Raw genomic sequence first — 25,659 nt, forward strand, 5'->3', positions numbered from 1 at the left:
CAATCTCCCTTATAACAAAGAAGTAATTTACGCCCCTTTAAGACAGCTTAAAGGGGCGTTTGAGCATTTATACAGCCGTCCGTATGAAAAGTATCACGGACGGCTGTATTTAATTTATAATGCAAAAAAGCTCCGCAGCAAAGCTCATGACCTGCTGTACGGAGCAATGTTAGAGAGGTAAAAGTCTGAGGAAGAGCTCCTCAGACTTTTACTAATGAAGAATACTAACCCCATGAACACAGGGAAGGGAACAGAGGAGGTTGTATTGGGGGGAAAGCGTCAGTTATTGACTTCCGCAAGGGACTTCTTCCCTGCGTTGCGCTCAAGATGCTTGTACACCTCAAGCCAGATATTTCTGCTTGGTTCCGCTTTGTTAAGGCGTTCTCTGCGGACAGGATCGAAAAAGCTCCTGAACTGTGCGAGCTCATCAAGGAACCTGTCGTTATATTTGTTAAGCATAGTATCGAGATTGTTTTTCCACTCACAATAGCGTTTGCTGTCGTACTGTTCCTTCTCGTAAAGATGAAGCACCGCGACCTGAGGATTGTATACTATCTCAACGCCGTTCTTCATCATTCGGTATCCGAATTCCCAGTCCTCTATCTCCTGTCCGAGAAATTCCTCATCAAGTCCGCCGTAGCGCATGATACATTCCATCGGTACTGAAAGATTCGAGGTCTTGGTAAATATCATCTTATAATGTACTTTATCAAAATCATAGCAGTAAGGCTCAAGCATTTTCAGCCTGATATCCTTTATGTAATAATAGCTCTTACCCTTTTCGAGCCCGTATTTCTCCGGCTCTGTGAGCCAGTAGCGTATACCGCTGCGGAAAAGCTCATTATTCTCAGGAATGAACTTTTCATTGTCCTCAAATACCTGCTTCGTAAGACCAAACTGAATGACCGGTCTGCCAAGTTTCCTGTAGGTATTGAAGTGTCCTGAGATAAAGTTCCTGTCAGCTATCTCATCACCGTTTATAAATATGACAAGCTCACCGGAAGCACTTCTTATGCCAAGATTTCTTGCCTTGCCTACACTGCCGTCATAAAAAGGCACATATTTTACATTGAGCCTTGACGACGTATTCTTTGAGATAAGGTCGCAGAAGCTGTCCTGCTTACCGTAGTTTACAAAGATAAGCTCATAGTCGCTCTTGCTGAAATCCTGACTTTCGAGTGAATGAAATAACCGCAAAGCTCTTTCAGTAGAAAAAGCATAAGGAATTATTATGCTGCACTTCATGTTATTTCACTGTCTCCTTTTTCAAATATCCCCCATCACGCATATCGGCGCACCTTCTCACAGAGGAGGTGCATACCTTGCGCAACTATGTTATATTATAGTATACTGGTTGGATAAATGCAACATAAAATTCGCAAAGTGTAAATTTTTGGCGTGAAATGCTCCTTTTTGTTCATAAGTTATTCATTTTATTATTTAAATTTGTTCAAAACCGATTGACAAATTATGAATTGTATAGTATAATAAAATAGCAAAGATATGTCCGAGCGGCTGTAGTATGTCCCAAATTCACGAAATATACTCAGCTGCATATTTTTTCTATGACAGTGAAAGGGGGCACGGTCTGTGAATATAGCTATATGCGACGATGAGCCAAAGTGTATATCCAGAGTCAAGGAAGACCTGTGCCTGCTCCAGTCACATGAGAACGAGTACTCCTTCGATGAATTCAGCAGCGGCAAGGAGCTTCTCGCCGACTTCACGAAGGGCAAGTATGCCATAATCGTCCTTGATATCGAAATGCAGGGGCTCAACGGACTTGAGACCGCCGAATTCCTGCGAAATATCGACGATAAAGTAATAATCATCTTCCTGACGAGCTATGAGAAATTTGCCTGTCAGGGCTATGCTGTCCGCGCTTTCAGGTATATCCTGAAAAATCAGCCGCGCTCCGTCTATATGAAACAGCTCGACGACGCTGTCCGCGAATATTACCGCAATACACGGTATATCTTCGCCTCCGACGGAGAAAAAACGGAAAAGCTCTCTACCGATGACGTATTTTTTATCGAGGTGTTCTCACATAAGCTGCTCATTCACTCAAAAAACGGCGACTACTTCACCAAGGGCACTCTGTCCGAGCTCGAAAAGCAGCTTGCCGACCTCATGTTCGTAAGACTCGACAAGAGCAGCCTCGTTAATATCGCCAATATCGACTATATTAGAAAAAATGAGCTGATACTGGTCAACGGCACTACCCTTTTCGCAAGCCGGAACCATATAAAAAACATAAAGCAGTGCTTTATGGATTACAGCAGAAGCAGGTGGAGCTGATGAAAACCTCACAGATCATCATTGAGACCATAAACTGTCTTTTTTATTCAGCTATCATATCCTTCTTCCTGTACAAGATAATGAAGAACGAATGCAGATATCCTGCTGTATTCATGCTCATTCCCACATTCATAGGCTTTATTATATCCCTTTCCCTCGGATTCCTGAAAATGTATCCTCAGTGGGTAAAGCTGCCGGTGATCTTTACTACCATGTTCATAACCTCTGTGGTGATGTTCAGGAGCAAACTGCGGAATATCGTTTTCTACTGCCTGATATTCGTAGTCATTATACTTACCTCGGAACTGCTGCCGGCAGGCGCTCTTATGCTGATGAACATAGGTACTCCGGAAGTGACGCTGTGCTCCGGCGCGGGACGTTATATAAGTCTGGCTTGCTCGAAGATGTTCTGTTTCTGGTTCGCTATATATATCGCAGAGTACCTGAAACCCAAACAGCGGGATATCCCGCTGAAGAACTGGCTTCTCATAATATTCATGCCGCTGATAAGCCTCGTTTTTCTCGACGGTATCTTCATTTCTTCCGACCTTGCCCCGCAGAGGACAGTCGTATACCTTGTATCAGTTGTCGGTATCCTGCTCCTGAATATATTTATGTTCGACTTCTTCGACACATACTCAAATACTATCAAGCTCCAGCTCATGGAGCAGAGACTCCAGTCCGAAGAGGAAAACTACAAGCTCATAGAGGAGAAGTATACCGAGATACGCCGTCTGAGACACGATATCGGAAATCAGCTCTCAGCCGCAAAGATAATGTTCAGTCAGGGTGAGACCCCGAAAGCGATGGAACACCTTGACAAGCTTTATTCCTCGCTTAATTCAGCCGGCGGAATATGCTATACCGGAATATCCTCTATCGACGCTATCGTAAACATGAAATGGGATCATGCTGTCCTGCTCGGTCTCACTTTTTCCTGCAAGGTAGTATTCCCCGATAAGATAAATACCGATGAGCTCCTTCTCTGCCGTATAATAGCAAACCTTCTCGATAACGCCATAGAGGGCGCGGAAAGCAGCTCTGTAAACGATAAGTTCGTATATATATCACTTATACAGAACAACAAGAAGCTGCGCATCTGTGTTATGAATTCATCAGACGAGGTAGATACCGAGAACCTCACCACCAAGAAAAAGGGCTACGGCCACGGTATTGGTGTAAGCAGCGTTACTGAGGCTGTAAAGCAGCTTGACGGCATACTCTCATTCAAATGGGAGAAGGATATCTTCACAGCCGATATCATGATAGAATACTGAAGCAGAGGCTTCTCCTGATATATTAACAAATCGTGAACAGACATAACATTTCACGAAAATGTAGCTACATTTCACGCATAAGTCTTGATTTAAAGAGGATTATAATATAATATGAGTAGTAGTCTGCTCCGTCTGAAAGCAGACTCGCATCCACGGCTCCTTGCCGTGGATACTCCGCTTATATAATACTATACTTCTCTTTATTTGCTACATTAATCTCATATCCGAAAATACCGGACCTGTTTTCAGGTCCGGTATTTTTTTCATTTAGTCTTACTGCTGAGAACAGCTGATGAAAGATTGTAGTTCCCGAATCTGTCGAACGGGCTGTATTCTTCCGAATACTCCGATATATCTTCAGCTGTCAGCGCTCCCTCATCGTATGCGGCAAGCAGTCCGTCAGCAGACATTCCCAGTATCGCGTCCCTGTCAAGCTCCTCAAGGTGTCCGGTATTGTACATAACTATGTTGTATTTTGCTATAACAGCCTCAGGACGCGAGAAGCAGAGGACCGCAAACATCAGCGTGAATACCGCCGAAAAATACTTTGCAAACTTCATATCATACCTGAACTGCTTTATTATTATCAGCACAAACACTAAAGCAAGCAGCACCATGAACCAGCTTGTGTATACTCTCAGCTCGGTGAGTCCGTAATTAGCAATGTACATCACCATTTTGCTCATCGCCGTTGCGATAAGTATAAGTGTAAATACGCTGAGGACTATACTGTATACTTTAAGTGCCGCCGGCTTTTCCCTGCCTGCTTTCTTTGAAAGGAGGCTTATGCCGCAGAGCACCGCCAGATTTATCACAGCTACCGCACACAGCTCAAAGAATCCCTGTCTTGCATAGTCGGCATAGGTAAATCCGTCAGGGAGCGAGCCGGAGAACGCCGAGAGGAAGTAGTTCGCCTGAGAAATAAAGAACAGCACATAGAGTATACACAGAGGCGTAACGGCTGTATACATCACGAGGTTGCTGACAAAGCGGATACTGCCCAGCTTCTGTACACAGTTCTCTTCCACAAGTGGTTTTATCTGACTGCGATGGGTATTTGAATACAGCATACCAAAAAGGTACATTGAAAACGGGACAGCAAAAATAAGCTGTTCTATTATGTCACACATTTCGAGACTGAAAACCTTTTCGTAAATCCCACCGAGAATATTCATAAGACCATCGTCGGCAGACATCAGCAGAGCCGCTACTATAGCCGTTACCGGCACCGTTATGAGCAGTCCCGTGAGAATATACTTCACATTCGAGCCAGCCCTTGTCTTTGAGAGACTATCCTGAGTTACAACCCACTGCTTTCCGAAATGGGATAAAGGATACTCGAACAGAGCCTTGCACATAGCAAAGGGAAGATACCTCTCGACTTCCCTGTTCCCCGCCGAGACTGAGTATACCAGATAAGCTCCCGCGCCGAGTATGAATAAAACGGCAAGATCCTTGATAAAGTTGTTTGCAGTAATTGAAAACACAAGGCTGAATATGTAAAGAACCGCCGCATGGAACCTGTTGAAGCGCGTAAAGCTGCAGCCTCTCTTTTTCATGTAAACTATTGCTCCGGTAATGACCGCGAACATCAGTCCCGTAGTCAGGAAGCCCATTGCGTTGAATACCACATATCTCATAATGAAGAACGCGGCTGTAAACGCGAATACCGAAAGCACTACCTCTGCCTTTGAGTATTCAGGTTTTTCCCTGACCTTTTCCACGGTCTGCGGTATATATGTGGTCTGCACTTCGTCATAAACATTGTTATTCATTATCTTCTCTCCTTTTTTATATTTATTGTCACGCACCTGCTATGAGGAAAAAGTCGATGCCATACAGGAGGAGTGCGATCTGTACCGCCCTGTATACCGCCATTATCGCTCCCACACTTCCCGGCGTGAACTCGTCCTTATAGTAAAGCCGCCGGAAGCCTATAGGAAGTATCGCCGTAACAAAAGCTATAACGCCTGCGATATTAAGAAATCCGCTGCCTCCTGCACAGAGCACTGAGCACACGAGGAAATTCAACACACACAGCGCTATGTCAAGATTGTAGGTATATTTAAGTTCACGCCCTGCCGCTGCCGTCTTTTTCATAACATTACCTCCTTTGATTTGCTTACTATAAATATGTGTATAGTAAGTATTGTACCTGTCACGATGTCCGGAGACCTTCCGGCTCCTGTTTATATTATTACCCCTGTATCATGGCTCCCCGGCACTTCTGCTCACTCTCTCTTATACTCCAGTATATCTCCCGGCTGGCAGTCCAGCTCGTCGCATATTTTCTCAAGGGTAGAGAAGCGGACAGCCTTTGCCTTGCCTGTTTTGAGAATGGAAAGATTAGCGGTAGTAATGCCCACCTTTTCGGCAAGCTCCTGCGAGGACATTTTCCGCTTTGCCATCATAACGTCAAGATTTACTATAATCGGCATGGAAAACACCTCCGTCATATGGTAAAGTCGTTTTCCGACTTTATTTCTACTGCCTTTTCAAATACATTTTTGAGTACGCGCATGATAAGCCCGAACATGAGCGCACACATTCCGAAGAATATGAATATGGAGCTCCACAGCCCGAATATCATCATAACGACTCCCACGCCCATGCATATCCACGATATACGTCTGAGACAGGCGGTGTTCCTGTTGGTGAAGACCTCTTCCCTGCTGATGTTCCGCAGAAGGATATGCAGATTCCACAGCGCCCCCAGTGCCAGCACGTCGCATACATATAAAGTAACACACATCGGTACGAACATGGTGCTCCTGTCGAAAACGCTGTTTGCTTCCACCGACATTTCGTATTCATACCACTCGGCTATAGCCGGTATAAAAAAGGCGGTTATTAACGCTGCTATTGCCGCAGCTACGGTAAGAATACGCGATAAAATAAGAGATTTATCCTTGTTCCACATAAATACGCTCTCCTTTGTCATTGTTTTACTGTAACTATAGTATAGCACACAAAATATCATTTGTCAATAGAAAATTATCGTTTTTCAATAATTTTTTTCTGTTTTACAAAAAGCTTGCTATTTTTCGCAAAAAATGTTAGAATAATATGTCTGAAATAAGGGCTATGTTTCGATTATACTTACGAATGCATTCAATAAAGGAGGAGTTCCAGATGACAGAAAATGAACTGCGTCTGCTTATGTCAGAATCAGTGCAAAAATGTCACAGAGCGATCTTTGATAATTACTGTAATTATGTATACGCCATTGTTATGAATGTTCTGCGAAACAGCGGTTCACGCGAGGATATAGAAGACTGCGTCAGCGATGTTTTTTTGAAAATATACAAGCGGCTCGATAAGGATACTGACTTTTCAGGGGATATCAAAGGCTTTATCGCCGCTATATCACGTAACACAGCGATCGACGCTTACCGCAGTCTCAATCTGAAAAATATACGGAGCATTTCAATAGACGACGATGACACTAAAGAGTTCAGCTCAGATGAGAGAATCGTGGAAAATGCGGAAAAACAAGAACAATCCAGCATTATCCTGAAAAAGATAAAAGAGCTGGGCGAACCCGATTCTACTATAATAATACAGCAATACTATTACAATCGGACTGCTAAGGAAATATCACAAAGCATTTCAATGACAGCCTCAGCCGTGCAGAAACGCAGCAGCCGCGCAAAGCAGAAGCTTAAAACGCTGCTTGCCGAAGCAGGTATAGGCAGGGAGGGATTGATATGAATAAAAATGATCTTTTCATGAAGTTGGACGATATGGATATAGACAGGATCGCTCAGGACTTCCCCGTACTCAGTGACGATGAGAAGGAGAGAATATTTGCTATGAGTGAAAGAAAGTACAACATAGAAAACAACTTGAATGCAGCTACAGATAATGATATTGATGAGGAAGCTGTAAGCGGTGTTGAACGATACAAGCGTCCAGCATGGTATAAATACGCCAGCGCGGCTGCCGCACTGGTACTGATGATAGGAGGTCTCTCAGGCAGCTTTATGATAATCAGCCGCAACAGCAGAATGAATCACTCCAACGAGGTACCCACTACATCAGCAACAGGTGAAGCAGCAACAAATAATACAACAACTGCTGTCACCGGAACAACTACGGATACAACAACAGAACCGACCACGGTACCTTCAGAGGAATCAAAAGATGCTATTGCCCTTGATCTCACAGACAGATTTGCAGATGTATGCGGCAAATTCTACTACCATGTAGCTTATGATCCAAATGATGTTAAGAGCTTCGATATCTACGGCACTATGACCGACTTCGCGAGAGTTACCGAGCCCGGATTCACTTCACCGGATGACTTCATGAACGCATTAAAGGAAATATGTACTGAGGATTTCTATAATGATCTTGTAGAAAACGGAGGCACCGGATACAGTACAGGAGATTTCAACTTTAAACTGGATTTCTTCCCGTCGATGTTCTTCGATCATAACGACTACAGTCAGTACGAAAACGGCGACACCGTGGATATTCTCGGAGAATTCGACAGCAATACCTCAGTTTATATAGAATACAGAGGCGGTCTTTACGTATGTACGAGAAATGTAAAAGATGATTATCAGACATACAGCGATCAGCCGGCAATAACCGAAAACGGAGACGAAACATTTTCTGCTGTAAGATGCGGACTGTACAGCCCTATCTGTAGTGCGACAAATTCAAAGGCAGGCAATCCGCTCACATTCTCATTTGAGAAAGAAGACGGCAAATGGAAAATAAGCGGTATAACTGAAGACGGCAATATCGATCTTAATGCCGAAAGAGCAGTAGAATACTACTTTAAAAATGTCGATGCCAAATATAAAAATATGGACCTTAACGTCGACTATATTCCATATGAAGATGTCGATATCATCAGCCACAATTATAACTACGGATTTACTGTACATTATATAGTAAAAGATAACGCAAACGGTAAACCCGTACTCGACTTTACAGCAGATGTTACCACGGTAACAGACAAATATGATATAAATACAGGAAAGCCCGACTATCACTTATCTGTCGGATTCAATTATGAAAATGTAGAAATAAAGGAAATCAACTGATAAATTGCAATGCCCCAAAAAACAACGGCGTGATAAATTTCTTTATCACGCCGTTGCTGTTTTACCCTTATCCTGTATACCTGTCGATATATGCGCTTCGTCCCGACATGGGATCCTTGTTCTTCACGCCGCATACTATAGCCTCGATAAGTTCAGGCTGTGTCTGTGTGAGCTTGCGGCGGTCAAAAAGTCCGAAGCCGTTGGGACCGTTGTAGCCATTGTCCCAGTAAACCGGAACTATACCGTTTATTGCGGCAGTTCCGGCAAAAAAACCGTCATAATAAGCGCGGTTCTCCGCTATCCTGTCAGGAAGCACCGAATGTTCAAAGGTCTTGTCGATACAGCCGAACTCCCCTATAACTACAGGGATACCCCTATCGACATATCTTTCCCTGAGCATTGAGAGCTGAGCCTTTATATGCTCCTCCTCGCCCCAGTCCGCGTCGTATATAGGGTCTATATTTGCCGCTTCTATTATTTCCTGTCCTTTTTCGCCCCAAAGGAATATCTTTTTCATATTGTCGCCGCAGTACTCCCACGGATCATAGCAGTGCACCGAAAGCATGAGCCTTCCCTCGGAGGCGGTATTTCCGCTGTCATCAGGGAACCTGAAGCCGTAATTCCCGCAGGTATATTTTATATCCGTATTCCAGCCGGCGACAAGAAGCCAGCGGTGTGTATTGCAGCCTCCGGCGCTGCGGACAGTATCCACGAATATCTGATCGTAGTCGTTTATATTCTCATAGTATTCCGGTACAGGATCATGGTATATCCCGTCGAATACCTCATTCATGCACTCAAATATAAGATGCTCGTCATAGTCCGCGAAACGCAGCGCTACCTGCCGCCATACAGCCGCGAACTTTTCCTTTACATATTTCTGATCCTCACTGTCACAGAGTAGCCAGCCTCCGTTTATAGTGTGGTAACCGTCGCCGTGCATATTTATTATAACGAACATTCCCCTGTTATAGCAGTAATCAACTACCTCTGCTATACGTTCGAGCCATTCATCATTTATCTTATAGCCGTTGCTGTCATCTATCTTGCCCAGATAGGATATCGGTATCCTTACAGTCTCAAATCCTGCCTCAGCGACAGTGTCGACCATTTCCTGAGAAGCCTTGGGATTGCCCCATACGGTCTCGTCGGGGATCCCGCCGAAATTTGCCTCAAGAGTATTTCCGTAGTTCCAGCCTGCGCCCATTTTTTCCGCTATCTCAGCAGCGGATATACTGATATCCCCGATTCCTGCGCTCATGCCGCACCCCCTTTTACTGACCAAAAACAAACATTACACCTAAAAATCTTACACATATTATATCATACATATACGCTGATTTCAACCATATATATAACAGAGAAGATTATTTGCAACAAAAAAGCTGCTTTTTTATCCATAGCTTGACATCTTCCCTTAAAACTGATATATTTAAATTAGACACTATATAAAAAACGATATGATAGCACAGCCATATCTCAGGGGGAAACAATATGTTCTGGCTCTTACTTTTTCTGATACTGCTGCTGATGTGCATAGGCGGCGCTTTTTATCTTATAACGCGGTTTCACCGCTTCAGCTTCATTAAAAGGCTGAGCGAAAAGCACAGGAAGCTCTCCTGGCTTGCAAGCATCCTGCCGCTGGGCGGTATCGCCTGTTTCGGCTTCATAAATTTTTACAGTGTCATCGTGATAATGCTTCATCTCATAATATTCTGGCTTATCGCCGACCTTATCGCGCACATAGCAGGAAAGATCACAAAAAAAGAACGCCGGTACAGCATCGAGGGCATATACGTGATACTTTTCACGGCGCTATACCTTTGCATAGGCTGGTACAACGCGCACCATGTTGTTCCTAAGCACTATATCATAAATACCGATAAAGCCATATCAGGCGGAAGTCTGCGCATAGTCGGATTTGCAGACTCACATATCGGTATCACTCTCGACGGAGACGGCATGACAAGGGAAATAAAGCGTATGCAGGAGGAATCTCCCGATATCGTAGTGATCGCAGGAGATTTCGTTGACGACGACTCCAGACGTGACGATATGATAAAAGCCTGCAAGGCTCTCGGAAAGCTTGATACCACTTACGGAGTTTACTTCGTCAGCGGCAACCACGATCAGGGCTATATGCAGGGATACCGCGACTTCTCTCTTGAAGACATGTATGCGGAGCTCAAAAAGAATAATGTGACCATACTTGAGGACGAAGCCGTAATGGTAACGGATAATTTCGCAATAACAGGCAGGCGGGACAAGCACGACGAGTCCCGAAAGGATATTGCCGAGCTTACAAAGGATATCGCTCCCGATGTGTACACACTCGTGCTGGATCACCAGCCAAACGACTATGACAAAGAGGCTGCGGCAAAGGTTGACCTTGTGTACTCGGGACACACTCACGGCGGTCATATATGGCCCTCGGGATATATCGGCCTTTGGATAAAGGCAAACGATTTCGTATACGGCCATACGGTCCGCGGAAATACAGATTTTATCGTGACTTCGGGAATTTCGGGCTGGGCTATACCATTCAAGACAGGTACTGTTTCCGAGTACAACGTTATCGACATCACAGGTAAGGAGTGAGCTTATGAACAATATCGCAGTTGCAAACGAGGCAATAAAAATAACTGCCGAAGGCTTCTATGAAAAGGACGGAAAGCGGGTGGAGCTGCCAATGAAACTATCAATGGAAAAAATTTAACTGATATTTTTTTAAGCAATTATTATATTGATGAAAATGGCATACATTATACTCTTGAAATACCGAATATAGTAACTAAAGAAGAAAGTGAGGCTTTGGTGTATGCTTTTGTAACATATATTCAAAATGGAAAGGAAAAAGAAGATGAAAGGTAAAGCTATATTTCTTTTAATACTAGTACTATTTTTAGGAACAGGTTACTTGATCAATTATCAGCGTGAAAAAACAAAAAAAGAAAATACTCGCATTATTACAACTGAAATGGGAGATGAATTTATCATCACTACAGATGATATACTTGGAAAAACTAGGTTGTCAAACAAAAATAGCAACTTTTCATGGAGAATACAATATTATAAGCCTGATGATAATATATTACTTTTATGTGATACAGAAAACGTTACGATATACTCTTTGAGTAACTTTAAATTCTGTAAAGTCAAAAAGTATGATAAATTTATTTCTTTAGAAAGCTATAATGAAGACAGCACTGATATATATAAATATTTAAAAGAAATAAATGAAAATGATAAAGAGGCAAGCGTCTATTTAAAAGATTATTTAAAAAATCTAAAAAATAGTTGATCAAATGTGGATTTAGTATTCATTTGGTCTTAGTACTGCATATACATAATTCTTTGACTATATAAAAGCCGATACATAATGTATCGGCTTTATTTACTATTCGGTTTGGCGCGTGTTTGTTCCGCTAAGAGAAACGCACAGTGTGCGCCCGTTTGGAGATTAACGTTATTCATGCGGGCGATGTTGAGGTGTTTACGGGCGAACGATGTTCGCCCCTACATGGGTTCATGTTATTTGTTTCGTAAGGCGTGGGCGGATAATATCCGCCCATACTACTCACTACTTTCTACTCACTACTCACTCATTCAACGGTAAGCATCACAGGACAGTGGTCGCTGCCCATTACATCTGTAAGTATCTCGGAGTTTTTCACCCGCTCCATAAACCTGTCTGAGACCACGAAATAGTCTATGCGCCAGCCTGCGTTCTTTTCACGGGCCTTGAAGCGGTAAGACCACCATGAGTATGTAACAGTATCGGGATACAGTCTGCGGAATGTATCCGTAAAGCCTGCGCCGAGAAGCTCCGTGAACTTGCCTCTCTCCTCGTCGGAAAAGCCTGCGTTGCCGCGGTTGGTCTTGGGATTTTTCAGGTCTATATCTTCGTGAGCTACGTTGAGGTCACCGCAGTAGACAACAGGCTTCTTTTTGTCAAGCTCCGAGAGATAAGCCCTCATATCGTCCTCAAATTCCATTCGGTAGTCGATACGTTTCAGGCCGTCCTGAGCGTTTGGCACATAGCAGCAGACGAAATAGAAGTCCTCGTACTCACAGGTTATAACACGACCCTCGTCAAGATGAGTGCCATTTATGCCATAGGTGACAGAAATCGGCTCTGTCTTGCTGAATACGGCAGTTCCTGAGTAGCCTTTCTTTACGGCGCTGTGAAAGTATATGTGATAGCCCTCCGGCGTGAAATCCGCCTGATCGGGCTGCATTTTTGTCTCCTGCAAGCAGAATATATCAGCGTCCGCAGCCTTGAAGAAGTCCTCAAAGCCCTTCTGCAAACAAGCGCGGAAGCCGTTGACGTTCCATGATATGAGCTTCATTGTTATACCTCCGGAAAAAATTTCTCCGCAGCCATACCGACTGCGGAGACTTTCTTATATTATAGCATAGTTTTTTATAAATAGCAACTTTCTATCGTTCATTTGGCTTATTCGCCCTGTATCTCTTCAAAGCTTTCCATGAAACCGTCAACTATCTTCCGAAACTCCGGGATATCGCTTTCATTTTTCAGCTTATAGCACGAAAATGAATTGTTTGCAGGGATAAGAACTCCCTTACGCTCGATCATGCATTTCTTCACAGTTAACACACCATCAATTCCGAATTCGACCTTTGAACAGCTCTCCCACTCCAGAGAAGCGACCTTTTCCTTAAAGCTTTCAAAGTCACTTTCATCAAAGCTATAGAATTTGCTTTTGTGCTCTGCTTCGTCAAAATACTGCGCTTCATTGTCGGAGTCATCAGCAAATGCATTCCTTATATCTTCCTCAGAAACAGCTTCTCCGAATTCCTTTTTTATAAGGTGCTTTCTCAGAACAGCATTGTAGGCTTCAAGGTCGCTGTCGTTTTTAAGCTTGTATGTCCTTCCGCTGCTGAACTGCATATAGCCGTCCTCTGCTGCAACAAAACCAAAATCATAGCTGTTTACATCGCCGCTTCTTATAGGCGCTCTTTCCCATTCAAACGCCATGAGCTCGTTTGCAAATTCTTCTCTGCCTGTAAGAGTATATTCTTCCTGCCTGTTTTCGTCTGCTATATAGTAGTACGCTTTGTCGTATGGGTTGTTCTTGAAGCCGTTGCTTATCTCGTTTTCGAGCTCCTTATGCGTAACTCTGTCAAATATCTCAATAGTCTCCCCGTCAACATACATATTCAGGATATCATGAAAGACCTTATCGCCGTCGGTAAAGCAGTGGTAGGTTTCCCGTTCATCATCTTTTACAGTCTTGCCCTTATCATTCTGTCGCAGTATATAACAGCCGTTATCATACAGTTCAAAGGCAAAGCAGTAATCATTTAATTCACCTGTCCTGCAATCGAAGTATAATTTGATACCTCTCAGTGTTGAGGTGAAGTCCTCTTTTTCTATCTCAGCTGACATATTGAACTTGTCCATGTAATCAAAGAACTTTTCTGTATCAACATTTTCCTTGGTGAAGATATTGCCGCTTTGATCTTCCCATAAGACGATATCCGTATTGAAATATGCTTTATTTGCTTTCATAAAATCGTATATTGAAGCATATTGTACTGATTTTGATATATTTGTACCTTCTTCTGTTTTATTGTTCATACGTGCAAGCTGATATGCTCCGCCGCCAACAGCTCCGCATACAAGGGCGAATGACGCCGCTATTGCCGCTATCCTGCCACGGTACTGTCTTCCTGTGATAACGTCCGTACCGCTTACGCTGTCACCGTACTCATGCATTTCAAGCACAGGTGAGCTGAGCTTTTCCTGCATACGGCTGCGGAACTCGCCGCTGCACTTTATCTTGCGGAGAAAGCCGTTATACTCATCTCGTTTCATATATGAAACCCTCCCTTTCAAGCTCTGTCCTTAGTTTTTTTCTTCCGCGCTGCAAAAGCGAGCTGACCGTATTTTCGTTCTTTCCCATAAGCGAAGCTATCTCCTTTACGGTGTATTCCTCATAGTAATAAAGGAATATCACCGCTGCGTACTTTCCGGGGAGCTTTGCTATCATATCTCTTATCTCACTGTCTCTCGGAGTAAATTCGCAGCTGAGAGTATTTGCGAGCTCATCGTCAAGGGGAGAATTTCTCAGTATACGGGCGCTTTTTCTGTAGTTTCTGCAGCGGTTTATGGCTGACCTAAGCAGCCATGCTTTAAGGTGTTCGTCACTGTCGAAGCTCTGCGGCTTTGCATGGAGGGTCAGAAAGACCTCCTGCGTTATGTCCTCTGCTTCCTGATAGCTTCCTGTCATGGCAAAGGCAGTCCGCAGAACAGTGTCGCCGAATTTATTGAATGCGTACAGCGCTGAATTATCATTCATGGTATTCCTCCTTTCCTCAGAAGCGTCGCTTCACTAATATATACAATCGTGGAGAGCATTTCCGTGCAATTTGCAAAAAATTTATAGGGGCGGATATTATCCGCCCGAAATGTAGGGAACGGCGCCCACGCTGTGCGCCCCTAAAACAGTAAAGCTCACCGACTTTCATCAGTGAGCTTTGATAATTACTTTAATCCTACTAATTTGAGAATATCTTCCTTTGGACGAAGTCCGACAGCCTGTTCTGCAAGCTTGCCGTCCCTGACTACCGCCAGCATAGGTATGCTCTCAACTCTGAAAGCTGACGCAAGTTCGGGCTGCTCGTCAACATTTACCTTGCCGACCTTCAGCCTGCCTTTGTATTCGTCAGCGATCTGTTCGATTATCGGGCCAAGTGCCATACAGGGTCCGCACCACATTGCCCAGAAATCGAGAAGAACGGGTGTATCCCTGTACTGGAGCACTTCCCTCTGAAAGTTTTCTTTTGTTATAACTACTTCATTCATACTGAACCTCCTGTCCGGAACACCTTTAGTCTTCCAGTGATTTATAATACAGCATACAGTGACAGAAACCTTCAAAATCCGGATCTGCTATCTGGTCGCGGAACTCCTTGCACATACACTTGTTTTCAGGAGTCTTTGCCAGTCTGCACGGACAGTAGCCGTCCTTCTGCTTCAGACCTTCCTTTATTCTGTCAACTACTTCTTTGTCGGGATTGAGTGTAATCTTCACGCTTAGTCCCCCTTTGGATCATTATTTCATCAGCTCGTCCGCAAGCGCCTCTATCTCAGCGATATTTGCAGCCTTTACAGCTGATTTGAGCGTTACTGTAGTATCGGTGAATGTGATATTCTTCGACTTCTCGAACATTGCCTTTATCGTCTTAGCCGCAACCGGAGCCCAGCTTCCGTTCTCGATGATACCGATAGTGCGGTTCTGATAGTTTCTCTCGGTGAGGTCGAGAATAAAATGCTTCATGAACGGGAATATATCGGCGTTATAGGTAGTTGTAGCTATGACAAGCTTTCCGTAGCGGAATGCGTCCTCAACTGATTCAGCCATATCCTCTCTCGCCAGGTCCGCAATTGCGACCTTAGGACAGCCCTTAGCTTCGAGCTTTTCCTTGAGAAGCTCCGCAGCCTTCTTTGTGTTGCCGTATACGGAAGTATAAGCAATGAATATACCCTCAGACTCAACGCCGTAGCTTGACCATGTATTGTAAAGTCCGAGATAATAGCCGAGATTTTCATTTAAAACAGGTCCGTGGAGAGGGCATATAGTCTGTATATCAAGCGCTCCTGCCTTTTTCAGTACAGCCTGTACCTGCATCCCGTACTTTCCTACGATACCGAAGTAGTAGCGGCGAGCCTCGCAAGCCCAGTCCTCGTCAGTGTCGAGAGCGCCGAACTTTCCGAAAGCGTCGGCAGAGAAAAGTACCTTATCTGTGCTGTCGTAGGTGAACATTACCTCCGGCCAGTGTACCATGGGAGCAAATACAAAGCTGAGCTCATGCTTGCCGAGTGAGAGCTTCTCCCCTTCCTTGACCTCAAGCTTGTTTGCTATAGCAAGTCCCTCGAAGAAATTCTCTATCATGCCGAAAGTCTTTGCGTTGCCTACAACGGTAGTATCCGGATACTTTTCGAGGAAACTTTTAAGATTTGCGGAGTGGTCGGGCTCCATATGCTGAACTATGATATAATCAGGCTTGCGGTCTGCAAGGACCTCTGTGATATTATCGAGCCATTCAGATGTGAACCTGCCGTCAACGGTGTCAAAAACAGCTGTTTTCTCATCAGAGATGATGTATGAGTTGTAAGCCATGCCGTTGGGTACATCGTACTGTCCTTCAAAAAGGTCTACTTCATGATCGTCCACACCTATATAGTATATATCATTTGTTATTTTATTCATTGGTAAATACCTCATTTCTTGATTTATGGGATCATTATATCATATAAGCGAAGCTTTATGATATAATTGCCCGATTGCAGGGAGCAAATCTCTGATTTGCGTATCTGCAAGGGCATTTGATCAAATATAATAAATGTATTTGCATTTATTATACCATAAATACAAGTCGATGAAAAGTGATATTTGCAACAAATTTAAAGATTTTTCCTATAGTATGTCTGTTTGAGGCGGAAATATCCATGCTCCATGATGATTATAAAAAGAAAAAACGCACATAATAATATCAGCTTAAATAAAAAAGAGTGATAGAATGATAAGTTTTATTTTAGGTTCATTGTTTGGTGGACGGAGTGTCTCTGCTCCCGTCATACGCTATTCAAGTAAAGGAGAGATCTATGCTTAATTTTCTGTTAGGCGGTATGTTCGGCGGAACGATAGGCGTTGTAACGATGTGCCTCTGTACAGCGGCAAAGTGGGGCGACGAGCATATTAATTAGCCTTTAGCTTGTAGGAGCTGCCTTTGGCAGCCCGTGCCTTACACAATAAATAACAAGAACGCGCTGTATGGACGCCCAGTGGGCGTCCGCCTTGATTTGTCATTATACCAACGGACGACCAATGGTCGTCCCTACATAAACATCATCATACAAAAAAGCGGTACAGATAAACTGTACCGCTTTAGATCACTCTTACTTCTTTTCAGGAACTTTTATGATGTCCTTGCGCATATAAGACTGGAGAGCCTTTGGTATACGGATAGAACCGTCCTCGTTGAGATTGTTTTCGAGGAATGCGATAAGCATTCTCGGAGGAGCAACAACTGTATTATTGAGCGTATGCGCAAAATACTTGCTGCCGTCCTCAGCCTTTACTCTGATACCAAGACGTCTTGCCTGTGCGTCGCCGAGATTTGAGCAGCTTCCCACCTCGAAATATTTCTTCTGACGGGGCGACCATGCCTCTACATCTATAGACTTTACCTTCAGGTCCGCAAGGTCTCCAGAACAGCATTCAAGAGTACGTACAGGTATATCAAGTGTGCGGAAGAACTCAACTGTATAGCTGTAGAGCTTGTGGAACCAGTCCATAGACTCCTCAGGTTTACAGACGACTACCATTTCCTGCTTTTCAAACTGGTGTATACGGTATACGCCGCGCTCCTCAATACCGTGAGCGCCTACCTCCTTACGGAAGCAGGGAGAATAGCTTGTGAGAGTTTTCGGGAGCTCCTCCTCAGGAACTATGGTATCAATGAACTTGCCTATCATAGAATGCTCGGAAGTACCGATAAGGTAGAGGTCCTCCCCTTCTATCTTGTACATCATGCCTTCCATTTCAGCGAAGCTCATAACGCCTGTAACGACGTTGCTTCTTATCATAAACGGAGGAATATAGTATGTGAAACCCTTGTCTATCATGAAGTCTCTTGCGTAAGAGAGTATGCAGCTCTGGAGCTGTGCAATATCGCCGCAGAGATAGTAGAAGCCGTTGCCGCTGGTCTTGCGCGCGCTGTCGATGTCGATACCGTTGACCTTTTCCATTATATCAACGTGGTAAGGCACCTCAAATGCGGGAACAGCAGGCTCGCCGAAACGCTCTACCTCTACGTTCTCCGTATCGTCCTTGCCTATCGGAACTGTCTCGTCGATAATGTTCGGGATAACAAGCATGATCTCGCGGATATCAGCTTCAAGCTTTAATTCGAGCTGCTCCTTTTCTTCGAGCTCCTTGCCCATTGCAGTAACCTCAGCCTTTACCTTTTCAGCCTCTTCCTTCTGACCGTTCTTCATAAGTCCGCCGATCTCTTTGCTCTTTACATTACGTGTGTTTCTGAGATTGTCGCAGGCTACCTTGGTCTCTCTGTACTGCTTGTCCAGTTCAATTACCTTGTCAACAAGCTCCAGCTTGTCGTCCTGAAACTTCTTCTTTATGTTTTCCTTAACGAGTTCCGGATTGGTTCTTATAAGCTTAATGTCTATCATATTTATTCTCCTTAGTCCTCTTTCGCAAGCTTTTCAGCCAGCGCAGCGAGGTCATTTTTGTCATAGAATTCAAGAACGAGCACTCCCTTGTTCTTTCCGTAATCGACTTTGACTTTTCTGCCAAGGCGCTCGTTTAGCGAGAGTTCCATTTCTTTAAAATAATTATCAATTTTCTTGTTTGACTTCTCAGCGGAAGCCTCTTCACTATGTTCCGCAGATTTCTGCGCAGCCTTTTCAACCTGACGGACAGTCAGTCCGCCGTCAGCAGCTCTGAGAGCCGTTGCAATGAGCATTTCCTCGTCCTCAAAGCCAAGCAGCGCTCTTGCGTGACCTGCGGAGATATCCCCGTTTTCTACCATTTTCAGCACTCTGTCCGGCAGAGAAAGTATTCTCACCGCATTTGCGACCGCTGAACGGGATCGTCCTACCATCTTTGCTACCTTTTCCTGTGTCATGCCGTACTTCTCGATAAGATCGCTGTAGCCGGCAGCTTCTTCAACAGGATTGAGATTTTCACGCTGAAGGTTCTCAATGATCGCGATCTGCATTGTTTCGAGATCACTGAGTTCCCGGATCGTGACAGGAACTTCTTCAAGGCCTGCCATTCTTGCGGCACGCCATCTTCTCTCGCCTGCTACTATCTGATATCCTCCGGATTTTATCGGACGAACAAGTATAGGCTGAAGCATACCGTGTTCACGGATAGAATCCGCAAGAGCAGTTATCGCCTCGTCGCTGAACGCCTTACGGGGCTGATCTCTGTTAGGTTCCAATTCAGCAGTGCGCAGGGTCTTTTTCACCTGTACTTCAGTGGCATTGTCACTGAAAAGTGAATCAAAGCCCATGCCTAAACCACCTTTTGCCATAGTTCAAACCTCATTCGTCAAGACGAACGTTTTCCTTTCTTATTTTTTCTGAATGAAAATATCTTTTTCTTTTTCGGGAGCTCCAGCGGTTCGCCAAGCATCTCATGGCACACCAGTTCATATGCCTCAGAACCCTTTGAGGTCTTGTCGTAGTACATTACCGGTTTTCCGTGGCTGGGAGCTTCCGAGATACGCACATTTCTCGGCACCTTTGTCCTGAAAATCTTGTCCGGGAAGTATTTCTCGACTTCTGTAACAACATCATTGGCGACATTAAGTCTGCCGTCGAACATAGTAAAGAGAATTCCCTCGATCTCAAGCGCCGGATTATAATTATTTTTAACTATTTTAATAGTGTTTACCAGCTGAGAAAGACCTTCAAGAGCATAAAACTCCGCAAGCATTGGCACGATAATACTGTCACAGGCAACAAGTCCGTTTATGGTGATAGTTCCAAGCGCAGGCGGACAGTCTATGAATATGTAATCGTAATCGTCCTTGCAGGTCAGCACCTGCATTTTCAGGCGGTTAACTCTGTTCTCATACTCAACGAGCTCGATCTCGCAGCCCGCAAGAGCTTCAGTAGCAGGCACGATAGAAACATTTTCAAACTCAGTTGGGATAACAGCCTCCTGGATCCGGGCTTTTCCTGTTAAAACGTCATAAGCAGAAACGCTGACGGACTTTTTCTTTATTCCGAAGCCCGTTGTTGTATTACCCTGCGGATCGACATCGATACAAAGCACCCGGAAGCCCCTTGAACCCAGATATGCCGCGATATTTATAACGGTTGTTGTTTTTCCTACGCCACCTTTCTGGTTGGCAACAGCGATTATCTTGCCCATAATATCTTCCTTTCAAGAATTACTTATATTATTATACCACTTTTTGATTCTAATGTAAATATAAAACAAAGAAATTTTTGAAAAATGTTTCACGTGAAACATACGCACAAAAAAACACATGAAACATATGAAATGTTTCATGTGAAACAATTTATATCAATTTTTCTTTTGTATCGGAATCCTTACGCGGTACTCAATATAGTCCTCGCTCTGAATTTTCTTGGAATCCGCAGATATTCCGGCTGCCTGCATAGTCTCGACAGCCTTATTTATCGTGTTGACAAACATCTTTACATTCTGAAACACCACAGAACGCTTCTTATAACTTGCTCTGTTGCGCTGATTACCGATAAATTCGTCGATAAGTCGTTCAGAGCGCTCAACATTAAGATTATTCCTGATTATCTTATCAAGAATAAACAATCTGTCCTCGGAACTGCCAAGTCTGAGAAGAGACCTCGCATGGCGCTCTGTCAGTCCGTACTGTATAATAAGGGATCGTTCCTTTTCAGTAAGTCTCAGAAGCCTGAGCTTATTTGCAATAGTGCTCTGAGCACGTCCAAGTTTAGCTGCGGCAATTTCCTGTGTCATACCATAATCAGCAATAAGCTTTTCAATTGCGGAAGCTTCGTCGAAAAAAGAAAGATCCTGTCGCTGTATATTCTCAACGAGCGCTAAAACTGCCGAATGTCTGTCGCTGACTTCGTGAACAATACAAGGTACCACAGGAAATCCACACATTTTTGCAGCTCTGAGACGGCGTTCGCCGGTGATAAGCTCGTATTTGAAACCTTTTTTTCGTACAGAAATTGGCTGTAAAATACCATTCTGGGCAATTGATTCGGCAAGGGGAGTTATATCTTCGCTGAAATCCGACCTCGGTTGATTTGGATTCGGGATAATATCATCAACTGAGATCTCTACTACCTTATTTATAAGCTTTTCCTTTGCAATATTTAAAAATCCTGCCATATTATGACCTCCATTAAAGTTGATATCATAATTTTAGCACTGCCGGGAAATATTTTCTATAAAAAAAATCCGCCGTTTATTGATAAAACGACGGATAACCAGACATTATTTTTGATTATCAAAGCTGTTTCTTTTTAATCTGACTGCTGTTTCTGGGGTATTTTGGCGGAGTCTGCGATATTTTCTTTACAGTAACGATCTTGCGTTTCTCACCAAAAAGCTCATAGTCCGTGATCTGTTCGATCTTACCGCCAAGCAGTTTTACCGCATTTTCGCCTTCACTGAGATCTTCGTTAGGTCCCTTCATTGAAATAAACCTGCCGCCAACTCTGACAAAAGGGATACAATATTCACTTAAAAGTGAGAGATTGGCAACCGCACGTGCGCAGGAAAAGTCAAACGTTTCGCGGTATTCAGGCTTTTTCGCAATATCTTCAGCTCTTCCGTGTATCATCTCAGCTTCGATATCAAGCCTGTCACAAAGCTGAGCAAGGAATTCGATACGTTTATTCAGACTGTCAAGCAATGTGAGCTTTATATCATTTCTGAAAAGTTTAAGCGGAACAGAAGGGAAGCCGGCACCCGTTCCAATGTCGATAATACTGGAATCAATCGAAATATCGACATATTTGGACAAGAGAATACTGTCAATAAAATGCTTGCGTAGAATCTCAACAGGCTCTGAAATTGCCGTGAGATTCACCTTTTCATTGTATTCTATCAGAAAATCAGCGTATATACAAAGCTTGTCATACAACTCTCTTGTCAGTTCAAGTCCCGAAGCCTCAAACTGAGAGCAACATAGTTCAAAATCAGGAAGCATATCATTCTCCCTTCTCATGCATGAGCCAAACAGCAAGCATAGAAATATCAGCGGGTGATACTCCGGATATTCTCGAAGCCTGTCCGATTGAAAGCGGCTTGATCTTATTCATCTTCTCGACAGCTTCAAGCCTGAGGCCGTAAATAAGGCTGTAGTCCATATCCTTCGGAAGCTTCTTTGATTCCATTTTTCTCATCTGTTCTATCTGAAGAAGCTGTTTCTGTATGTAGCCTTCATATTTAATCTGGAGCTCGACCTGTTCCGCAACATCAGCAGGCAGCTCCGGACGATCAGGGTCGAACTCCGCAAGATCGTTATAAAAAAGCTGCGGACGCCTTATAAGGTCGGACATTTTACAACCGGTAGCAAGCGGGGAAGTACAACGCTCCTCAAGAAAAGAGTTTATCTCATTTGTCGGCGAAATATTGAGCTTTGACACTCTTTCAATCTCCTCAGAAGTGAGTTTTTCCTTTTCGATGAGCGCGTCGAAGCGCTCCTGAGAGATGAGACCGAGCTTGTAACCGACAGGAGTAAGCCTTTGATCAGCATTATCCTGGCGCAGAATAAGCCTGTATTCGCTGCGTGAAGTCATCATTCTATAAGGGTCAGAACAGCCCTTTGTAACAAGATCGTCCACAAGAGTTCCTATATAGGAGCTTGCACGGTCAAGAATCATCGGCTCTTTGCCTTTAATCTTCAGAGCAGCGTTAATACCGGCAACGATACCCTGTGCAGCAGCCTCCTCATAGCCTGAGCTTCCGTTGAACTGTCCAGCACCGTAAAGTCCCTCGATATTCTTGAATTCAAGAGTAGGGAGGAGCTGATTCGGATTACAGCAGTCATACTCTATCGCGTAAGCCGGTCTCATTATCTCTACGTCTTCCAGTCCGTCTATGGTTCTCAGGAAGGCAAGCTGTACGTCCTCAGGCAGTGACGATGACATTCCCTGTAAATAGTACTCTTCTGTTGACAGACCCATCGGCTCTACAAAAAGCTGATGTCTTGGCTTGTCAGAAAATCTCACTATCTTGTCCTCAATGGACGGACAATACCTTGGACCTACACCCTCTATCCTTCCTGAATATAACGGTGATCTGTCAAGGTTTGCAAGTATGACCTCATGTGTTTTACTGTTGGTATATGTCACATAACAGCTTACTTTATTATCAAGTTGTTCCGGATCAGTTTCAAATGAGAAGGGGACTATGTTCTCGTCTCCGTCCTGCCTTTCCATTATATCAAAATTAATACTTCTTTTATTTACGCGGCAGGGAGTACCTGTTTTAAATCTTCTCAATTCAACTCCGCTTTCAATAAGACTTTTTGATAATAAGTTGCTTGGCAAGGCAGAATCCGGACCACTTTCATATGAAACTTCGCCAATATGGATCTTTCCTTTAAGATATGTTCCGGTCGCAATAATCGCAGCTTTTACCTTGTATTCGGCTCCGAGCTTTGTCCTCACACCTGTTACTTTATTATTTTCTATTATAACATCAGATATCTCAGCCTGTTTTACAAAGAGATTTTTTTGTTTTTCACAAACATTTTTCATATATTTATGGTACTCAACTCTGTCCGCCTGAACTCTCAGACTGTGAACAGCAGGACCTTTTCCGCGATTCAGCATACGGCTCTGTATAAAGCATTTATCCGCAGCTTTGCCCATTTCTCCGCCCAATGCGTCGATTTCACGGACGAGATGACCCTTTGCAGTTCCGCCGATTGATGGGTTACACGGCATATTTGCAATCTGATCAAGTGATATGGTAAACATCACCGTTTTGCAGCCAAGTCTGGCGGCAGCAAGCGCTGCTTCGACACCTGCGTGACCTGCACCGACTATTGCCACATCAAATTCTCCCATTTCGTAGTTCAAAAATATCCCTCCTTTTTTGTTTCACATGAAACATTATTTGCCGACGCAGAAGCGTGAAAACACTTCATCTACCACTGCGTCCGTAATTTTTTCTCCCGTAAGCATGAGCAAAGACTGCTCAGCTTCATCTATCAGAATATTCACTGCGTCGAGCATTTCACCGATTTCAAGTGATGAAATAGCACTTTCAATACCTTCAAGAGCTTTGTCGATACACTTTTTCTGCCGCTCATTTGCGGCAGTAACAGTATCAAAATCAGCTTCATTCAATTTAAAAATGCTCTGTATCTTATCATAAAGCTCGTCTACACCGGTATTTTCCTTAGCCGAAAGATATACAATATGTTGAACTTTATCTTCAAGCAGGGAAGTGTCGATCATCTGTCCGACATCATTCTTATTTATAACGGCAACAGTTTTATTCTTATTAATTTTATTAATTAAATATAAATCGTCCTCTGTGAGCGGACAACTTCCGTCAAAGACCGCAATTACAAGTTCAGATGAAGAGATCATTTTCTCAGCCATCTCAACTCCTATGCCCTCGATAATGTCATCAGTTTCGTGGATACCGGCAGTATCCGAAAGCCTCAGAGTGATGTCGCCGATACGGACCGACTCCTCGATTATATCACGTGTTGTTCCGGCTATCTCTGTAACAATGCTTCTCTCGCAGCCGCTCAGACAGTTGAAAAGGGTAGACTTTCCGACGTTCGGACGTCCGATAATTGCCGTTGCAATTCCCTCACGAAGTATCCTGCCGCTGTCGTAGTTCTTTATCAGCGACAGCAGTTCGGCACGAACACTTTTCAGCTCCTCAGCGAGAACATCCGGACGGACTTCGGGTATATCCTCCTCAGGATAATCAGCCCACGCCGCAAGATCGCCGAGTATCTTCATAAGCTTGTCTGAGCATAGCTTCGCTTTTTTAAAGGCAGCTCCCTCACGCAGACTCTCCGCCATTTTAAGCTCCCGCTCACCCTTTGCGGAAATAATATCCATGACCGCTTCCGCCTGAGTGAGATCAAGCTTTCCGTTGAGATAGGCTCTTTTTGTGAACTCGCCGCCCTCCGCGTTGACAGCTCCGTTTTTCAGAGCAGCTCGCAGTATCTTCTTTGTGACGTAAAGTCCGCCATGGCATGAAAGCTCCGCGATATCCTCGCCTGTATAACTATGAGGAGCCCTGAACACAGTCAGGATACAGTCATCTATCCTTTCATCACCGTCATGGGCAATACCGTAAGCGCAGGTATAACCCTCCATTTCTGCAACCTTTTTACCGCCGTAAGGGGAGAATATCTTCTCCGCAACGCTTAGCGCTTCCTCGCCTGATATACGTATAACAGCTATACCTCCTACAGCATTCGGAGTTGAGATAGCGGCTATAGTCGACATTAAATCACTCCTAAAAAAACAACGGCATAAA

The 25,659-nt window shown here is 43.9% G+C and carries 26 protein-coding genes; 7 read left to right on the forward strand and 19 right to left on the reverse strand.

All coding sequences use genetic code 11. The features are described 5' to 3' along the window. Window positions 1–279 precede the first annotated feature (279 nt). On the reverse strand, window positions 280–1,245 hold the full coding sequence (locus QZZ36_RS07265; RefSeq protein ID WP_295079145.1) for a glycosyltransferase: 966 nt from the start codon (window positions 1,243–1,245) through the stop codon (window positions 280–282). A 345-nt stretch (window positions 1,246–1,590) separates the two neighbouring features. Between QZZ36_RS07265 and QZZ36_RS07270 the strand changes: the two genes are divergently transcribed. Next, on the forward strand, window positions 1,591–2,298 hold the full coding sequence (locus tag QZZ36_RS07270; protein ID WP_295079148.1) for a LytTR family DNA-binding domain-containing protein: 708 nt from the start codon (window positions 1,591–1,593) through the stop codon (window positions 2,296–2,298). Beyond that, window positions 2,298–3,575, forward strand: a complete 1,278-nt coding sequence (locus tag QZZ36_RS07275) for a sensor histidine kinase (RefSeq protein ID WP_295079151.1) — start codon at window positions 2,298–2,300, stop codon at window positions 3,573–3,575. Before QZZ36_RS07270 ends, QZZ36_RS07275 begins: the two co-directional genes overlap by 1 nt. A gap of 263 nt (window positions 3,576–3,838) precedes the next feature. Here the strand turns inward: QZZ36_RS07275 and QZZ36_RS07280 are convergent, their stop codons facing one another. The 4 genes from QZZ36_RS07280 to QZZ36_RS07295 all read right to left on the reverse strand — a co-directional run bounded on the left by QZZ36_RS07280 (window position 3,839) and on the right by QZZ36_RS07295 (window position 6,495). Further along, window positions 3,839–5,350, reverse strand: coding sequence for a DUF4173 domain-containing protein (locus QZZ36_RS07280; RefSeq protein WP_295079155.1), 1,512 nt, complete (start codon window positions 5,348–5,350; stop codon window positions 3,839–3,841). A gap of 28 nt (window positions 5,351–5,378) precedes the next feature. Continuing rightward, on the reverse strand, window positions 5,379–5,675 hold the full coding sequence (locus tag QZZ36_RS07285) for a hypothetical protein (RefSeq protein WP_295079158.1): 297 nt from the start codon (window positions 5,673–5,675) through the stop codon (window positions 5,379–5,381). Window positions 5,676–5,806: 131 nt separating this feature from the next. Further along, window positions 5,807–6,013, reverse strand: a complete 207-nt coding sequence (locus QZZ36_RS07290) for a helix-turn-helix transcriptional regulator (protein WP_295079161.1) — start codon at window positions 6,011–6,013, stop codon at window positions 5,807–5,809. Window positions 6,014–6,027: 14 nt separating this feature from the next. Then, window positions 6,028–6,495 (reverse strand): DUF2975 domain-containing protein, encoded by a 468-nt coding sequence (locus QZZ36_RS07295; RefSeq protein ID WP_295079164.1) that lies wholly within the window; start codon window positions 6,493–6,495, stop codon window positions 6,028–6,030. Window positions 6,496–6,707: 212 nt separating this feature from the next. Between QZZ36_RS07295 and QZZ36_RS07300 the strand changes: the two genes are divergently transcribed. After that, on the forward strand, window positions 6,708–7,286 hold the full coding sequence (locus QZZ36_RS07300) for a sigma-70 family RNA polymerase sigma factor (protein WP_295079167.1): 579 nt from the start codon (window positions 6,708–6,710) through the stop codon (window positions 7,284–7,286). Continuing rightward, window positions 7,283–8,629 (forward strand): hypothetical protein, encoded by a 1,347-nt coding sequence (locus tag QZZ36_RS07305; RefSeq protein WP_295079170.1) that lies wholly within the window; start codon window positions 7,283–7,285, stop codon window positions 8,627–8,629. The genes QZZ36_RS07300 and QZZ36_RS07305 overlap by 4 nt, the downstream gene beginning before the upstream one ends. Before the next feature lie 67 nt (window positions 8,630–8,696). Here QZZ36_RS07305 and QZZ36_RS07310 read toward each other — a convergent pair whose 3' ends face one another. Further along, complete coding sequence (locus QZZ36_RS07310; RefSeq protein WP_295079173.1) at window positions 8,697–9,890, reverse strand: glycoside hydrolase family 5 protein; 1,194 nt, start codon at window positions 9,888–9,890, stop codon at window positions 8,697–8,699. Between the two features lie 233 nt (window positions 9,891–10,123). Here QZZ36_RS07310 and QZZ36_RS07315 point away from each other — a divergent pair, with 233 nt between their 5' ends. Together QZZ36_RS07315 and QZZ36_RS07320 are read left to right on the forward strand one after the other, a co-directional pair. Further along, on the forward strand, window positions 10,124–11,227 hold the full coding sequence (locus tag QZZ36_RS07315; protein WP_295079177.1) for a metallophosphoesterase: 1,104 nt from the start codon (window positions 10,124–10,126) through the stop codon (window positions 11,225–11,227). A 262-nt stretch (window positions 11,228–11,489) separates the two neighbouring features. Further along, entirely contained in the window at window positions 11,490–11,930 is a 441-nt protein-coding gene (locus tag QZZ36_RS07320; protein WP_295079180.1) for a hypothetical protein, read from the forward strand. 301 nt (window positions 11,931–12,231) lie between these two features. On the opposite strand, the gene QZZ36_RS07325 is transcribed toward QZZ36_RS07320, so the two are convergent. The 6 genes from QZZ36_RS07325 to QZZ36_RS07350 all read right to left on the reverse strand — a co-directional run bounded on the left by QZZ36_RS07325 (window position 12,232) and on the right by QZZ36_RS07350 (window position 16,866). Further along, window positions 12,232–12,978, reverse strand: a complete 747-nt coding sequence (locus tag QZZ36_RS07325; protein WP_295079183.1) for an exodeoxyribonuclease III — start codon at window positions 12,976–12,978, stop codon at window positions 12,232–12,234. A gap of 107 nt (window positions 12,979–13,085) precedes the next feature. Beyond that, window positions 13,086–14,468, reverse strand: coding sequence for a hypothetical protein (locus tag QZZ36_RS07330; protein WP_295079186.1), 1,383 nt, complete (start codon window positions 14,466–14,468; stop codon window positions 13,086–13,088). After that, on the reverse strand, window positions 14,455–14,952 hold the full coding sequence (locus tag QZZ36_RS07335; RefSeq protein ID WP_295079189.1) for an RNA polymerase sigma factor: 498 nt from the start codon (window positions 14,950–14,952) through the stop codon (window positions 14,455–14,457). Before QZZ36_RS07335 ends, QZZ36_RS07330 begins: the two co-directional genes overlap by 14 nt. A gap of 185 nt (window positions 14,953–15,137) precedes the next feature. Continuing rightward, window positions 15,138–15,458 carry a thioredoxin gene (gene trxA, locus QZZ36_RS07340; RefSeq protein WP_295079192.1) on the reverse strand — a complete coding sequence of 107 codons (321 nt, stop codon included), beginning with the start codon at window positions 15,456–15,458 and terminating at the stop codon, window positions 15,138–15,140. A 25-nt stretch (window positions 15,459–15,483) separates the two neighbouring features. Further along, a complete protein-coding gene (locus tag QZZ36_RS07345) occupies window positions 15,484–15,687 on the reverse strand; it encodes a ferredoxin-thioredoxin reductase catalytic domain-containing protein (protein WP_295079195.1) in 204 nt (67 codons plus the stop codon). 21 nt (window positions 15,688–15,708) lie between these two features. Next, window positions 15,709–16,866, reverse strand: a complete 1,158-nt coding sequence (locus QZZ36_RS07350; RefSeq protein WP_295079198.1) for an FprA family A-type flavoprotein — start codon at window positions 16,864–16,866, stop codon at window positions 15,709–15,711. A 395-nt stretch (window positions 16,867–17,261) separates the two neighbouring features. On the opposite strand from QZZ36_RS07350, the gene QZZ36_RS07355 reads away from it, so the two are divergent. Further along, on the forward strand, window positions 17,262–17,363 hold the full coding sequence (locus QZZ36_RS07355; protein WP_295079236.1) for a DUF3789 domain-containing protein: 102 nt from the start codon (window positions 17,262–17,264) through the stop codon (window positions 17,361–17,363). A gap of 192 nt (window positions 17,364–17,555) precedes the next feature. Here QZZ36_RS07355 and serS read toward each other — a convergent pair whose 3' ends face one another. The 7 genes from serS to mnmE form a co-directional block, all read right to left on the reverse strand. Then, on the reverse strand, window positions 17,556–18,848 hold the full coding sequence (serS, locus tag QZZ36_RS07360) for a serine--tRNA ligase (protein ID WP_295079239.1): 1,293 nt from the start codon (window positions 18,846–18,848) through the stop codon (window positions 17,556–17,558). 11 nt (window positions 18,849–18,859) lie between these two features. Continuing rightward, entirely contained in the window at window positions 18,860–19,714 is an 855-nt protein-coding gene (locus tag QZZ36_RS07365) for a ParB/RepB/Spo0J family partition protein (RefSeq protein ID WP_295079241.1), read from the reverse strand. A gap of 17 nt (window positions 19,715–19,731) precedes the next feature. Continuing rightward, on the reverse strand, window positions 19,732–20,559 hold the full coding sequence (locus QZZ36_RS07370; RefSeq protein ID WP_295079244.1) for an AAA family ATPase: 828 nt from the start codon (window positions 20,557–20,559) through the stop codon (window positions 19,732–19,734). 156 nt (window positions 20,560–20,715) lie between these two features. Next, window positions 20,716–21,531, reverse strand: coding sequence for a ParB/RepB/Spo0J family partition protein (locus QZZ36_RS07375; protein WP_295079246.1), 816 nt, complete (start codon window positions 21,529–21,531; stop codon window positions 20,716–20,718). Window positions 21,532–21,649: 118 nt separating this feature from the next. After that, window positions 21,650–22,354, reverse strand: coding sequence for a 16S rRNA (guanine(527)-N(7))-methyltransferase RsmG (rsmG, locus tag QZZ36_RS07380; RefSeq protein WP_295079249.1), 705 nt, complete (start codon window positions 22,352–22,354; stop codon window positions 21,650–21,652). A gap of 1 nt (window position 22,355) precedes the next feature. Continuing rightward, complete coding sequence (mnmG, locus tag QZZ36_RS07385; RefSeq protein ID WP_295079252.1) at window positions 22,356–24,233, reverse strand: tRNA uridine-5-carboxymethylaminomethyl(34) synthesis enzyme MnmG; 1,878 nt, start codon at window positions 24,231–24,233, stop codon at window positions 22,356–22,358. A 33-nt stretch (window positions 24,234–24,266) separates the two neighbouring features. Beyond that, entirely contained in the window at window positions 24,267–25,628 is a 1,362-nt protein-coding gene (gene mnmE, locus QZZ36_RS07390) for a tRNA uridine-5-carboxymethylaminomethyl(34) synthesis GTPase MnmE (protein ID WP_295079255.1), read from the reverse strand. Window positions 25,629–25,659: the final 31 nt, after the last annotated feature.

It is taken from the genome of Ruminococcus sp. (genome assembly GCF_016287535.1).
Lineage (GTDB): Bacteria > Bacillota > Clostridia > Oscillospirales > Ruminococcaceae > Ruminococcus.

Excerpts from the sequence above, each read along its gene's own strand:
- mnmE (WP_295079255.1), bottom strand. The coding sequence starts at position 25,628 with ATGTCGACTATAGCCGCTATCTCAACTCCGAATGCTGTAGGAGGTATA.
- QZZ36_RS07265 (WP_295079145.1), bottom strand. The coding sequence starts at position 1,245 with ATGAAGTGCAGCATAATAATTCCTTATGCTTTTTCTACTGAAAGAGCT.
- rsmG (WP_295079249.1), bottom strand. The coding sequence starts at position 22,354 with ATGCTTCCTGATTTTGAACTATGTTGCTCTCAGTTTGAGGCTTCGGGA.
- QZZ36_RS07355 (WP_295079236.1), top strand. The coding sequence starts at position 17,262 with ATGCTTAATTTTCTGTTAGGCGGTATGTTCGGCGGAACGATAGGCGTT.
- QZZ36_RS07285 (WP_295079158.1), bottom strand. The coding sequence starts at position 5,675 with ATGAAAAAGACGGCAGCGGCAGGGCGTGAACTTAAATATACCTACAAT.
- serS (WP_295079239.1), bottom strand. The coding sequence starts at position 18,848 with ATGATAGACATTAAGCTTATAAGAACCAATCCGGAACTCGTTAAGGAA.
- trxA (WP_295079192.1), bottom strand. The coding sequence starts at position 15,458 with ATGAATGAAGTAGTTATAACAAAAGAAAACTTTCAGAGGGAAGTGCTC.
- QZZ36_RS07325 (WP_295079183.1), bottom strand. The coding sequence starts at position 12,978 with ATGAAGCTCATATCATGGAACGTCAACGGCTTCCGCGCTTGTTTGCAG.
- QZZ36_RS07350 (WP_295079198.1), bottom strand. The coding sequence starts at position 16,866 with ATGAATAAAATAACAAATGATATATACTATATAGGTGTGGACGATCAT.
- QZZ36_RS07335 (WP_295079189.1), bottom strand. The coding sequence starts at position 14,952 with ATGAATGATAATTCAGCGCTGTACGCATTCAATAAATTCGGCGACACT.
- QZZ36_RS07275 (WP_295079151.1), top strand. The coding sequence starts at position 2,298 with ATGAAAACCTCACAGATCATCATTGAGACCATAAACTGTCTTTTTTAT.
- QZZ36_RS07310 (WP_295079173.1), bottom strand. The coding sequence starts at position 9,890 with ATGAGCGCAGGAATCGGGGATATCAGTATATCCGCTGCTGAGATAGCG.
- QZZ36_RS07300 (WP_295079167.1), top strand. The coding sequence starts at position 6,708 with ATGACAGAAAATGAACTGCGTCTGCTTATGTCAGAATCAGTGCAAAAA.
- QZZ36_RS07280 (WP_295079155.1), bottom strand. The coding sequence starts at position 5,350 with ATGAATAACAATGTTTATGACGAAGTGCAGACCACATATATACCGCAG.
- QZZ36_RS07370 (WP_295079244.1), bottom strand. The coding sequence starts at position 20,559 with ATGGGCAAGATAATCGCTGTTGCCAACCAGAAAGGTGGCGTAGGAAAA.
- QZZ36_RS07320 (WP_295079180.1), top strand. The coding sequence starts at position 11,490 with ATGAAAGGTAAAGCTATATTTCTTTTAATACTAGTACTATTTTTAGGA.
- QZZ36_RS07315 (WP_295079177.1), top strand. The coding sequence starts at position 10,124 with ATGTTCTGGCTCTTACTTTTTCTGATACTGCTGCTGATGTGCATAGGC.
- QZZ36_RS07295 (WP_295079164.1), bottom strand. The coding sequence starts at position 6,495 with ATGTGGAACAAGGATAAATCTCTTATTTTATCGCGTATTCTTACCGTA.
- QZZ36_RS07330 (WP_295079186.1), bottom strand. The coding sequence starts at position 14,468 with ATGAAACGAGATGAGTATAACGGCTTTCTCCGCAAGATAAAGTGCAGC.
- QZZ36_RS07365 (WP_295079241.1), bottom strand. The coding sequence starts at position 19,714 with ATGGCAAAAGGTGGTTTAGGCATGGGCTTTGATTCACTTTTCAGTGAC.
- QZZ36_RS07375 (WP_295079246.1), bottom strand. The coding sequence starts at position 21,531 with ATGGCAGGATTTTTAAATATTGCAAAGGAAAAGCTTATAAATAAGGTA.
- QZZ36_RS07305 (WP_295079170.1), top strand. The coding sequence starts at position 7,283 with ATGAATAAAAATGATCTTTTCATGAAGTTGGACGATATGGATATAGAC.
- QZZ36_RS07290 (WP_295079161.1), bottom strand. The coding sequence starts at position 6,013 with ATGCCGATTATAGTAAATCTTGACGTTATGATGGCAAAGCGGAAAATG.